This is a genomic window from Pseudomonas sp. Y5-11, assembly GCF_022368695.1.
In the GTDB taxonomy this organism is placed as follows: Bacteria; Pseudomonadota; Gammaproteobacteria; order Pseudomonadales; family Pseudomonadaceae; genus Aquipseudomonas; species Aquipseudomonas parakoreensis.
Genome location: NZ_CP058974.1, coordinates 3,545,951 through 3,557,733, shown reverse-complemented (window position 1 = coordinate 3,557,733; position 11,783 = coordinate 3,545,951). Strand labels below are relative to the sequence as shown.

Here is an 11,783-nt window from a genome sequence, read left to right as displayed (position 1 = left end):
TCTCTCGTTAGCGGGAGGCGAATTCTACAGCGTTACACGCTGCTGTCAACACCTCTTTTTCACCGCTTTCGACCGAGAAGACCGAACCGTCAAAAGAGCCAAACATCACCGCTCTTTCAACTCCTTCCAGGCTTCGATGAACTGAAGCAACCCGCTGCCGAAACCTGCATAACTCGTTGAATCTCAAGGAGTTTTCCGTTTCGACTGCGCCGGAAGTGGGGCGAATTATAGACCTCCAGAATCTGCCGTCAACCGTTAATTTCAGTTTTCTGTGTCCCTCAAAAAATTCCTTCTATATATAGACGCAACCGCCACGGATGCGCAGCATATAGTCCATCGCCCAAGACACCGCCTTCGGATGACGCCTCACAATGACAGCCCATCTTCCTGGCTCCCGAATCCGCCCTACCCCCGCCCCCTTGCTTAATCCAGGCGAGACCGTGGTGTTGTTCGACGGCGTCTGCAAGCTATGCAACGGCTGGGCGCGTTTTCTGATTCGTCACGACAACAAGCAGCGGGTGCGCCTGGCGGCGGTGCAATCGCCAGAAGGTCAGGCATTGCTGGCATGGGCCGGTCTTCCGGTCGACGAGTTCGACACGATGGCGGTGATTCGCGACGAGCATTACTGGGTGCGCTCCGATGCGTTCTTCGAAGTCATTGCACAACTGCCGGCTCGTTGGTCGCCGGTCAGGCTTCTGCGAGTTTTCCCACGAGCACTCAGAGATTGGGCCTACGACCGCGTGGCATTGAATCGTTATCGGATCTTTGGCAAGTACGACACCTGCCTGTTGCCCGACCCCGATCACGAACGTCGCTTTCTCAAGTCGCCAATGTGAATGCTCCGCTACAGCATCAACTGCAGCCACTGCCCCCGCGTCATCTTCGTATACGTAGCACTTTTGCCATCACCGAAACGCTCAAACCATGTTCCCCAGCGATGCAACCCGGCGGCCCAGCCCCTGTGGTCACGCACCAACCCATTACCTCATGCACTTGACCATTGCGCAGTTGGCGGATCGGCTTGCCCGCATACGCCAGCCCCCCCCTCGATCGTCGACAACCCCGGCGTTTTCGCTGACGAGGAAATGCCGTGCTCGATCGAGTCGATGCGTTTGAAGTGATGGCGCTGCTCATCGATGATCGCCGACGACAGCGTCGGCACCGAACAGCAACCACTCAGGATGGCGACACCGGCCTCTCTCGCTCGGGCATCGAGTACGCCGATGCCATTGACGAACGTCCGGCAGTCCGCCAGATCGCAATAGTTGACGCCCGCTTCGATGCAGCTTTCGGCCACCGCATAGGATTGCCCCTGAAACGGGCCGCCCGTGTGAACCACCAGTTGAATATTCATCGCACGCAGAGCAGCGGCGAGCCCGGCGCCCATTGCGTCACCACACCAGCGCTCGCAGCGCGCCCCCAACTCAGCGACCTTGCGCTCCAGCTTCTGCGGATCGCGCCCCGAGATCGCCAGTTCGATGCCCGGCATGTCGACCAGATGCCGACAAACGATGCTGCCAAAGTTTCCATACCCGCCAACCACCAACACCCTGAGTGCCATCAACGCTTCCCTGAACAATTCAACAACTGCCCCGTAACCGGGTTCGGCGCAGCTTCCCTGATATCACGGGCCAGGCAAGACAGCGTCGGTAGAGTCAGCGCCGTATCGTCCAGATCGATTCCAGTCACCGGGATAACATGCAGCACTGGCGATGCCATATCGACTTGTACGATGTCTTATCACAGGGTATTACTACGTCTCCTCAACAAAAATAAAACCACGGAGATCGCTACATGGACTCATTCCTGTCCGCCAAGCCTGAAAGCCTTGATCAAACGAAAGGCAATACCCGCCGCAGTTTCCTGAAAAAGTCGCTCGCTGTTTCCGCCACGCTCGCCACCGTCGGCAGCGCCGCACTGCCCCGCTTCTCCGATGCCGCCGAACCTTTGAGTCAGCGCTACCCTGATCCACTGATTCACATCCTCGACGACAGCTTCCTGGATCTGCGTATTTTCAACGCCAGTGTTGAAAAACTCGCCACCGGCATGCGCTGGGCCGAAGGACCGGTGTGGGTCGGTGATGGCCGGTATCTGTTGGTCAGTGACATCCCCAATAATCGCATCATGCGCTGGGACGAAATCACCGACTCCTTCACGGTGTACCGCGAACATTCAAACTTCTCCAACGGCATGTGCCGGGATCGCCAAGGGCGACTGATCGTTTGCGAAGGCTCCACCACCACTAGCGAAGGGCGCCGCATCACGCGCACCGAACACAATGGCACGAGCACCGTGCTGGCTGACAGTTTCGACGGCAAGCCCTTCAACTCGCCCAACGACATCGTCTGCAAAAGTGACGGCTCGATCTGGTTCACCGACCCGCCATTCCAGACCGGCAATAACTACGAAGGCCACAAAGTCACCCCGACCCAATCCCACGCCGTGTACCGCATCGACGGTGAGAGCCAAAAAGTCACTCGGGTAATCGACGACCTCAACGGTCCCAACGGCCTGTGCTTTTCTCCCGATGAAAAGACCCTGTATGTCGTCGAAGGTCGCGCCAAGCCCAATCGCCTGATCTGGGCGATTGCGGTGAAAGACGACGGCACCCTGGGCGAACGCCGCAAGCACATCGAAGGCTTGGACTATGCCGCGATTGACGGCATCAAATGCGACGAAGCGGGCAACCTGTGGTGTGGCTGGGGCGGCAATGGTGATCCCAAGGCCGACCTGGAAAAACTCGACGGTGTGCGCGTTTTCAATTTGCAGGGCAAGGCCATCGGGCACATTTCGCTGCCAGAGCGCTGCCCGAACCTGTGCTTCGGCGGACGCGAAGGCAATCGACTGTTCATGGCCAGCAGTCACTCGATCTACTCGTTGTTTGTAAATACACGTGGGACTACGTTTGCGTTGTAAAAACGACGCCGGTCTAGCGATGGTCCTTGAATATTGAAACAAGATCCTGCCGCGCATCCGAGGCTGCGCGGTGACGATCCTTGTCGCTGAATGGTCGTTCGATAGAATGCCGCCCTGTATCGACGGCGCCGCCCAAGGGAGACGTCAGAGTGCCTGGCCCTTGGCTATGTAATACGCGTTGACGAACGTTGCCGTGTGCTGCAAGGCCTGACGTATATCCGGTTTAACTATTCCATGCCTGTTGGCAAACCGCTCGACCGCCGCTGTGTTGAAACGATTGGTCTGGATAAAGTCCAAGGCTTCGGGTTTTGTATTCAAAAACCACGCGACCGGAGGAATACTCAGTAGCCACTTCAGCAGTCGAAGTGAAATGTGATGTTTGGGAGACTTCAAGCCCAAAGGTTTAGCCACCTGTGCCAGGAGTTCTCGCAAGTTTGGCGTTTGATCATCCAGCGCCAGCAGTTCCTCGCCCACCATGGCAGGATCAAAAGCACAAACGGCCACCAGTTCGACCAGATAATCCACGGTGACCAGTGGCAGCCAGTGCTCGGCTGAACCGGGCACTGCAGTCAGCTTGCCCTGCACCAGGTTGCGTATCAGCGCCACCAGCGGCTGACCGTCAAGGATATGCCCTGTGAGGCTATGGCCACAGACCGTCGCAGGGTGGACAACGGTCATCTCACCACCCTTGGCGGACATGACCTGCTGGGTCGCAAAATGCGCTTCGAGCTTGCTTGCCTCGTAACCACCGACACGCCGGTAGACGGCGGGCCAGTTCGTCAACTCCGGCTGACGAGGATCAATGCCGATGCGTTGCAGATGTTCATGATTGTTCAGCATGTAGCCGCCGATCATCACTAAACGGCTTTTTTGCTCAGCCGCCAACAGCGCCACACGCTTTGCCCCCTGCACATTCACCGCGCGAGAACGCTCCACCGAAAGACCCCATGCGAAGTGGGCGCCCAGATGGAATATGACGCTGGCGCCCCTCATCACCTCCTGATCAGCCAGGCTCAGCCCGAGATTGTCCTGTTCCAGATCGCCAGCCACGGCAAATACCCGTGTCGCGCACCCGCCTAAACTATCAACTTGCTCGCGCAACGCAGCCAGCCGCTCCGGGCGACGCATCAGCACCCGAAGGGTGTGACCTTTTGCACTCAGTTTCGCCAGCAAATGTTGACCGATAAAGCCGGTACCCCCCGTGACAAAGCACTCCACGCTCATTTCCCTGCTCCTTGTTGAAGGTGAGAAATCCAGCGTAAAGTATCGACCCAACTCTACAGTCAAGCGGTGTTTTCATGAAAATCGGCGAACTCGGGGCTCGCAGCGGCGCCAGCCGTCATACCTTGCGTTACTACGAGCAGATCGGCCTGATCTCACCGCTGCGGCAAACCAACAACTATCGTGTCTACACCGAGCAAACCCTGCAGGATCTGGACTTTATCCAGCGCGCGCAAAGCATGGGATTTTCCCTGGGAGAAATAGGCGAGATTCTGGATGCGCAGCGCAACAAGCTAATCGATTGTGCTGACGGCGCGAAGCTGATTGAAAAGAAGATGGCCGAAATCAAACAGAAAATTGCCAACCTCCAAAGCATTCATCGGTACCTGGATGTAGAGCGTGCGGCCCTCGAAGCGAGTGCTGCCAGGCAACTTGAGCTTCAACAGCTGAGCGACGCTGCCAATCATTGAACCTACGGCAAATGCCGTGGGGAGACTCCTGCGCAAAGTGTTCTGCCTGCAACATCCTGCGCCACAACGGTGTGCCGCTGGGCAAGGCGGATTATGTGCAGCACATGTTTGCGTATTTAAGGAAGTAATTGCAGCGAGAGCTTCGGGTCAATCAGGATTGAGCCGGAGTTTTTGCAGAAGAAACGCCAGTGACTCCACCGCCCCGTGATAACTCCGCGTTGATCGCTGCGCATCCCATGACATGGCATCGTCCACACAGAAATCGCCAACGCATTCCATGCTCAGATCCTCCTCGAGCAGTCCGAGCGGAATCCACACGTAAGGCGATTCGCGAAGCGGGTTGGGCACGGTCGAGCCGCATTGTGCGCAGAAGTCGTTTCTGTAGCCGCTGGGTTTGACCCAACTGTTAATCAAGTCCTGCCCTGCATCCCAGCGAAAGTCCCGAGCGTTGACCAGAGTGGCGAGGTTGAACCCGACACCGGTTTGCTTGCGACACAACGAGCAGTGGCAGCGATAGAAAAAGCGCGGTTCCACTGAGAGGGAAAAGCGTACTGCCGCGCAAAGACACTGCCCTGTTGTCATGGGGACCTCCTTGGAAAAACGATTGATCAGGCGCTGGCGTCAGGTTTAGAAACAAGCGCGCCGGCAGAACCTCAGGTTACAGACAGAATTTATTGCGCCAAGCGTTGACAGAGATTTGAATGGAATCGTCTATCGAGATGGCAATCCCTCCTTTTGCGCTCAAAGCCTAAATCAGCTTTTCGACCAAAACCGTGTCCGCCTTGATAGACATATCGCCAAAATCGCCCTCGAGAGATAGAACGTTTTCAACAAAGCTGATCCCTTCCAGCTCTCCGAGGACGCGAGAATTTTGAATGTGCAGAGCACCGAGACTGATGGGCAACTCTGCGCCATCGATATTCCACGCCGTCAGTTTGCATCGGCATCCGTCCTTCAGGCTGACGACCATTTCGAAACAGCGATGTGCCTGATCCAACGTGAACGATAAAACGTCGCTACTTTCGAGCGCTTGTACATCCATACTGAGCTTCTTATGTTTAAAAGCGCATTCTAACGATCTGCGAGGCCCCGGCCATGACTCAGATAAAAAAACCCGAAGACGCTCCCGCCGCATTCCAGGCAGTCTGGAACGCTCACGACATGGCGGCACTCGGAGCTCTGTTCGATCCGCAAGCGACGTTCGTCAATCGTTTCGGCCACTTTGTTCGGGGCGTCGAGCAGATCGTTGCGCTGCACGTGCCCATTCACCAGACGATCTATCGTGACTCCACTCTTGAGAATGAACTGATCGATATCGACCCTGTTGCTGACGGGGTGGCGATCATTCACTTCTGGAGTCGTTTGTCGGCCGGTGCTGCGCATCCGGCCGGAGCGCATGTGGTCGATACGCTGATTCTCGCGGTGCTGATCAGGCAGAACGAGGCTTGGCGCATCAGAGCGCTGGAGAATGTGACCCTGACCAACCCGCGCACAGGTGAAGCCACCCTGCGTGATTAGCGGTAATCCGTTTCAGCGCACCGCAAAAGGTTTTTCGCTGCATGCTGCATCCGTTTCACCCCCTGCTCCGTACATTCAACACCCTCATTCGAAGGGTCGAAGAATCAAGGAGACGCACCATGCACATGCTCATCAAACGCCTTACTGTCGCTTGCTTCACTCTGCTCTGCCTCGGCGCTGGATCCAGCTTTGCCGCCGATACCGTGATGGTTGGCGGAGCGGCCATGTATCCAACGAAGACCATCGTCGAGAACGCAGTCAACTCCAAGGATCACACGACCCTGGTCGCTGCGGTCAAGGCCGCCGGCCTGGTGGATACGCTCAACAGCAAGGGACCGTTCACGGTCTTCGCCCCCACCAACGAAGCCTTCGCAAAACTGCCCGCCGGCACGGTCGATACCTTGGTCAAGCCTGAACACAAGGCGGACCTGACGAAGATCCTGACTTACCACGTCGTGGCCGGCACTCACACTGCCAAACAGCTGATGGACGACGCCAAAATGCACGGCGGCAAAGTGATGCTGAAAACCGTCGAGGACGAATCGCTGACTGTCATGCTACATGATGGCAAGTTGTGGGTGCAGGACGCCAAAGGTGGTAAGGCCGCCGTTACCATCGCGGACGTCATGCAATCCAATGGCGTGATTCATGTGGTCGACACGGTGCTGATGCCGAACTGACCGGTTGACGTGGGCGGGCTCTCGTCAGAGCGTCCGCCAACGTCACGATTGAAGTGCCTTGCGACTCACGCCGAACGCTTTTCCACCCAGCGCCGATATTGCCGAGTGCGAAACGCCATACCGATCTGCTGCAGTATCAGCGCGCGCAACGGTGACACGTTCGGCTCAGGCTTTTTTGCCCGACTGAGTTTGCCCAGCTGAAACTTCACCACCGCCATATTCGCCAGGGCGGCAACGGCCTTGTTTTTCCAAGTGATCGGCGGCAATTGCGGGGCGTTGTCCTTGCCCTGCTGCCAGTCGCGCGGCAGGTGCGGATCGATGGCCAACGCGGTGCCGATGCCGACCATGTCCACACCACTGTGCACGACACTGTCGGCTACCGGGCGACGACGAATGCCCCCCGTGACCATTACCGGCATTTTCGCAACGGTCTGGATATCCCGGGCAAACTCGACGAAATAGGCCTCACGAGCCAACGTGCGACCATCGCGCGCCTCACCCTGCATGGCCGGGACTTCGTAGCTGCCACCGGACAGTTCCACCAGATCCACGCCCAGATCGTTGAGCAACTCAACGACCTTTTTCGCGTCGTCAGCGGTGAATCCACCGCGCTGGAAATCGGCGGAATTGAGTTTGACCGCTACGGCAAACTCTGCAGAAACCACGGCCCTGACTGCCTTGACGATCTCGACCAACAACCGCGCGCGGTTCTGCAGAGAGCCGCCCCACTCGTCCGTCCTTTGATTGGTCAGTGGCGAGAGAAACTGGCTCAACAGATAGCCGTGGGCGGCGTGGATTTCCACCCCAGTGAAGCCGGCCTGTTCACCGAGGCGTGCGGTTTGCGCAAAACGCTGAATGACGTCCTCAATCACACTGGCGGTCATGGCGTGGGGCGTGGCGAAACGCTTGGACAGTTTGCCCAGGTCCAGCGGTACCGCTGATGGCGCCCAGGTTTTCTGCCCGAGGTTGGACTGCATCTGGCGCCCCGGGTGATTGATCTGCAACCAGAACTGGGCACCGGCAGAACGGCCGATCCGCGCCCAGCGCTTGAACTTGTCGAGTTGCTGATCATCTTGCAGCACCACGCCGCCCGGCCCGGTCATGGCGCGGCCGTCGACCATCACGTTGCCGGTGATGATCAGCCCGGCACCGCCATCGGCCCATGCCTGATACAGACGCATCAGTTCTGCAGAGGGCGCCTGGTCGGCGTCCGCCATGTTTTCCTCCATGGCGGCTTTGGCGATGCGGTTCTTGATGGTCGAACCGTTGGGTAAGGTCAGGGCGTCGAACACGTTCATGGGGCAGTCCTCAACTGGAGATGAGGCCACCATAAGATTGAAGTCAACTTTAAGGTCAATGACTTTTTTCAAGGTCATTCAATGTTGATTTCGCTCGACCCTGGCAAGTGCGTCACTAGATCCGCGCCCAACAACCGCGCAGGTGTGTAGGCACCGCCGGGTGGTGTTGTCCGCAACAGATAGCCGACCACCGCCAACGCAGCGTCGATCGTCAGGCTGTAAACGTTCGCGGTGTGCACGCGGGCGACTTTGCTTTCACCGCGCGCATTGCGGGCCTCGCCCCACACATAGGTGCCTTGGTCAGCACGTTTTGCCTGATCCGGACCGGTCACTGTCTTGCCGATGCGCGCCTTGAGCAGCCGCTGCACAAACGACAGTCCCAGCAACGGACGAATCCAGTTGGCGAGCCTGGCGCCGCGAATCATCCCCGCCGATCCCGGTATGAACACCTCGATATTGGCGATGCCGGTGGTGTGCCAGGCGGTGGACACATCGCCCCACGGGATGGTCATCGCCAGCTTCTCCCCGGCACCGAAATCGATACGCCGTACCCGATAGGCCAGCGGCACGGAAACAATCTTGCCGTCACGTCGGACCTTGCCACCCTGCGCCAGGCCTTCGATTGAAGTCTTGGCAGTGCCGGGTGAAAAGCTCGAACGTGAATCGAAGCCCAGCGCCAGATGCGTCGCATCCGGCAGCGCGTCTTTCAGGGCGGCGGCAACGCAGTCGGTCGGGACTACATCGAAGCCGACGCCGGGGCAAATGACTGACCCTGCTGCCCGCGCCCGCTCATTCAGGGACTGCGCATGTTCGAATACGGCAATCTCGCCAGTGATGTCCAGATAGTGCGCGCCGGCCCGCAGGCAGGCCTCGATCATCGGCGCGGCGGTCGCGGAAAACGGCCCCGCGCAATGCAGAATCAAACCGTGGCCCTTGATCTGCGCCAGCAACCGCGCAGGGTCGTCCAGACCGAACACCCGGGCTTCGAGACCCAGTTCCCGGGCCAACGCTTCGACCTTGTCGCGGCTACGTCCGGCCAACACCGGCCTGAGTCCACGCCTGACGGCATCGCGAGCGATCAGTTCGCCGGTATAGCCGTTGGCGCCATAAATCATCCATTTCATCGGTGTATCCGGTTGGTCTTGCTGACTCATGTCTGGCTCCTGAGTGGATTGATGACCGGCGTTATTGCCTTGCCCAATCAGCTTCAGACGCTAGCGTTAACGTGAGGTTGAGGGTCAAGTAAAAGTCCGATGTCATCAGCAAACATTATTCGCAGCAGCGGGGGTTGACCTTAAAGCGAGGTTTAAGGTGAGCATGCGCTGACCTGCTTGCTCGATGGACCCCGGAAGATGCTCAAGACCCTTGTTTCCTCTGCCCTGTTATTGATAGGTGGTGCTTTCATGACGTTTGCAAATGCTGAGTCGGCGGCTGCCAGGGATCGCCAGATCCTGGTGATCATGACCAATCACGCCAGCTATCCCTCGCGATCCGATACCACCGGCTTGTGGCTGACCGAACTGACCCACTTCACCGATGTGGTGGAAGCTGCCGGCTACACCACCGTGTTTGCCAGCCCCAAGGGTGGCGCGGTGCCTCTGGACGAACGCAGTCTGGGCTGGTTGTACATGGACAAGGCTGCGCGGGAGCATTTGCAGTCGCCTGCGTTCCGCGCGCGCCTGGCCAATACGTTGCCGATCGCCGAGGTCGATCCGTCCCGCTTCGGCGTCATCTACTTCACCGGGGGCCATGGCGTCATGTGGGACTTTCCCGACAATCCTGACCTGCGCCGTGTCGCCGAAACCATCTACAACCAGGGCGGCATCGTATCGGCGGTGTGCCATGGTGTGGCGGGTCTGCTGGATCTGAAAGACAGCCAGGGCCAGTTGATCATCAAGGGTCGAAACATCACCGGGTTCTCCGACCGCGAAGAGCTGCTCTCGGGCATGAAAAATCAGGTGCCGTTCTTTCTTGAGGACCGCTTGGTGAGCCAAGGCGCGCGCTATCGCAAGGGCTGGCTGCCGTTCACTTCGTTTGCCATTACCGATGGAAGGCTGGTGACTGGCCAGAACCCTCAATCGCCCAAGGCCGTGGCTGAAGCCGTGATGGCGGTGCTCAGCGCCGGCGAACGAACGCGCTGAATCTTTTTGTAGTGCCTACCCACCGGAGAAAGTCCGATTGAAAGTCGCGAGCGCCGTTTTAACAGGATTGCTGATCACCACTTTTGCCAACGCTGCGTTGGCGGAGACACCTGAAATGCCCGATCTGACCGAGACCACCACCATCGACATTGCCGGCCATTCAGTACCCGTCGTCAAGGGTGGCCTGTATGACCGCTTTCGCTCCAATCCGCCGTTGTCGGTGATTGCCGCCGAAGTCCCGGGCGTTGATTTGAGCTGGTTCAAGGGCCTGGCGAAGAACAAGGTCGACATTGGCTTTGAGTCGTTTTCGCCCAATTTCTACTATCAGAACAGTCGTGTCACGGCGATCTACACGGCCGACCTCGATCGGCTCCGGTCGTTGATGCCGCCGGAAATACTGGCCACCGTGCAGCCACTGCAAGTCTGGCCAGGACGTGGCTTGATCGCATTCACCGCCTACACCTACGAGCATTGCGATAACGACGCCTATAACGAAGTTGCCGTGTCGATCATCACCAACAAACCCGGCAAAACCAACCTGGGACCGCTCACGTTGATTGGCCAGTCGATGTCAGAAGATTTCTGGGGTTATGTGCTCAAGTTGCCGGTCAATACCGAGCTGGCACGGGTGCGCGGAGTGGTCGGTTACAACCTGCCGAAGTGGCTGACCGGCATTGATCGCAAAGAAAACGGGCAATCCGTGATCTATGAGATCAGTGACAGCCAGACCGGCAAACCGGACGTGTCCTTCACCGCGAAGAAGCTCGACAAACTGTCGCGCGATGAGGATATCGTCACCAGCAGTTTCACCAACCTCGATCACCAGGGCCAACTGGCCTATGGCTACGCGGTGTCGCGCCAGCTCAGCCACGGTTCCAGCCGGGACGCGGATGCCGCCACGCTGACGCTGGGCGATGGCAGCCTTTCTAATTATCTGCGCGATTTGAAGCTGGGGAAAATGCTCAAGTACGAATATGTCCCTGAGTTCCAGAGTGCGCTCTATGCGCCAAAACCGCTTGCCACGCTGGTTGGCAAGCGCTGAAAGCGGTAACGCCCGTCAGGCTCTGGATGCCTGACGGGCGTTGGTTTTTCTTGCCGCAGCTGCTGGCTGCTTGTCGGGCGCAGAAGCCACGCCTTCTTCGCACAGCCGTTGGATCAGCCTCTGCGCATTGTCCGCACACGCCATCCCCGCAGGTTTGCCCTCGATCCCTTTGATGACCAGCAGCAGTTGTTCCTTGTTCTGCGCCAGCCGTTGCTGCAGCACCTCGATTTCATCGACCTTTTGCTTCAAGCCACTGAGCAATTGGTCGTGCTGCCAACCGTTGGCATTCATCGGCATCAACTGACGGATTTCCTCCAGGGAAAAACCTGCCGCCTGCGCGCCGGTGATGATATGCAACACCCACTGTGTGTCGGGGGCGTAATCGCGATAGCCATTGGCTTTGCGCGCGACCGAAGTGATCAACCCGCTCGCTTCGTAGAAGCGGATGCGCGACGGCGCCAGTCCGCTGATTTTTGCCAGTTCACCGATTCTCATGT

Annotated in this window: 13 protein-coding genes and 2 pseudogenes; 8 read left to right on the top strand and 7 right to left on the bottom strand. The window is 58.1% G+C overall.

Annotated features, from left to right (window positions below; genetic code table 11):
- Positions 1-371 precede the first annotated feature (371 nt).
- Positions 372-836: a thiol-disulfide oxidoreductase DCC family protein gene (locus HXW87_RS15725; RefSeq protein WP_080963267.1), complete on the top strand. Its 465-nt coding sequence runs from the start codon at positions 372-374 to the stop codon at positions 834-836.
- 50 nt (positions 837-886) lie between these two features.
- Here the strand turns inward: HXW87_RS15725 and HXW87_RS15720 are convergent.
- A pseudogene (locus tag HXW87_RS15720) lies at positions 887-1,561 on the bottom strand (saccharopine dehydrogenase NADP-binding domain-containing protein); the annotation flags it as partial.
- 233 nt (positions 1,562-1,794) lie between these two features.
- Between HXW87_RS15720 and HXW87_RS15715 the strand changes: the two are divergent.
- The gene (locus HXW87_RS15715) at positions 1,795-2,916 is read left to right on the top strand and encodes an SMP-30/gluconolactonase/LRE family protein (RefSeq protein WP_182404412.1); all 1,122 of its coding nucleotides are present in this window, start codon (positions 1,795-1,797) and stop codon (positions 2,914-2,916) included.
- Positions 2,917-3,060: 144 nt separating this feature from the next.
- Here HXW87_RS15715 and HXW87_RS15710 read toward each other — a convergent pair whose 3' ends face one another.
- Positions 3,061-4,140 (bottom strand): SDR family oxidoreductase, encoded by a 1,080-nt coding sequence (locus HXW87_RS15710; RefSeq protein ID WP_239776526.1) that lies wholly within the window; start codon positions 4,138-4,140, stop codon positions 3,061-3,063.
- A gap of 74 nt (positions 4,141-4,214) precedes the next feature.
- Between HXW87_RS15710 and HXW87_RS15705 the strand changes: the two genes are divergently transcribed.
- Both HXW87_RS15705 and HXW87_RS15700 read left to right on the top strand, forming a co-directional pair.
- The gene (locus HXW87_RS15705) at positions 4,215-4,607 is read left to right on the top strand and encodes a MerR family transcriptional regulator (protein WP_239776525.1); all 393 of its coding nucleotides are present in this window, start codon (positions 4,215-4,217) and stop codon (positions 4,605-4,607) included.
- Between the two features lie 41 nt (positions 4,608-4,648).
- Positions 4,649-4,735: pseudogene (locus tag HXW87_RS15700) on the top strand (DUF1993 family protein); the annotation flags it as partial.
- A 19-nt stretch (positions 4,736-4,754) separates the two neighbouring features.
- On the opposite strand, the gene HXW87_RS15695 reads toward HXW87_RS15700, so the two are convergent.
- Positions 4,755-5,189, bottom strand: a complete 435-nt coding sequence (locus tag HXW87_RS15695) for a GFA family protein (protein WP_182404409.1) — start codon at positions 5,187-5,189, stop codon at positions 4,755-4,757.
- 166 nt (positions 5,190-5,355) lie between these two features.
- Positions 5,356-5,649: a hypothetical protein gene (locus HXW87_RS15690; RefSeq protein WP_182404408.1), complete on the bottom strand. Its 294-nt coding sequence runs from the start codon at positions 5,647-5,649 to the stop codon at positions 5,356-5,358.
- Between the two features lie 53 nt (positions 5,650-5,702).
- On the opposite strand from HXW87_RS15690, the gene HXW87_RS15685 reads away from it, so the two are divergent.
- Together HXW87_RS15685 and HXW87_RS15680 are read left to right on the top strand one after the other, a co-directional pair.
- Entirely contained in the window at positions 5,703-6,125 is a 423-nt protein-coding gene (locus HXW87_RS15685) for an SgcJ/EcaC family oxidoreductase (RefSeq protein WP_239776524.1), read from the top strand.
- Between the two features lie 119 nt (positions 6,126-6,244).
- Positions 6,245-6,805, top strand: coding sequence for a fasciclin domain-containing protein (locus HXW87_RS15680; protein WP_239776523.1), 561 nt, complete (start codon positions 6,245-6,247; stop codon positions 6,803-6,805).
- 65 nt (positions 6,806-6,870) lie between these two features.
- Here the strand turns inward: HXW87_RS15680 and HXW87_RS15675 are convergent, their stop codons facing one another.
- Together HXW87_RS15675 and HXW87_RS15670 are read right to left on the bottom strand one after the other, a co-directional pair.
- Positions 6,871-8,103, bottom strand: a complete 1,233-nt coding sequence (locus HXW87_RS15675) for an NADH:flavin oxidoreductase/NADH oxidase family protein (RefSeq protein WP_239776522.1) — start codon at positions 8,101-8,103, stop codon at positions 6,871-6,873.
- 74 nt (positions 8,104-8,177) lie between these two features.
- Entirely contained in the window at positions 8,178-9,257 is a 1,080-nt protein-coding gene (locus HXW87_RS15670; protein ID WP_239776521.1) for a saccharopine dehydrogenase NADP-binding domain-containing protein, read from the bottom strand.
- Positions 9,258-9,506: 249 nt separating this feature from the next.
- Between HXW87_RS15670 and HXW87_RS15665 the strand changes: the two genes are divergently transcribed.
- Together HXW87_RS15665 and HXW87_RS15660 are read left to right on the top strand one after the other, a co-directional pair.
- Positions 9,507-10,244, top strand: a complete 738-nt coding sequence (locus HXW87_RS15665) for a type 1 glutamine amidotransferase domain-containing protein (RefSeq protein WP_239776520.1) — start codon at positions 9,507-9,509, stop codon at positions 10,242-10,244.
- Positions 10,245-10,281: 37 nt separating this feature from the next.
- Positions 10,282-11,286, top strand: coding sequence for an acetoacetate decarboxylase (ADC) (locus HXW87_RS15660; protein ID WP_239776519.1), 1,005 nt, complete (start codon positions 10,282-10,284; stop codon positions 11,284-11,286).
- A gap of 15 nt (positions 11,287-11,301) precedes the next feature.
- On the opposite strand, the gene HXW87_RS15655 is transcribed toward HXW87_RS15660, so the two are convergent.
- Positions 11,302-11,781: a MerR family transcriptional regulator gene (locus HXW87_RS15655; protein ID WP_047293783.1), complete on the bottom strand. Its 480-nt coding sequence runs from the start codon at positions 11,779-11,781 to the stop codon at positions 11,302-11,304.
- Between the last annotated feature and the right edge of the window lie 2 nt (positions 11,782-11,783).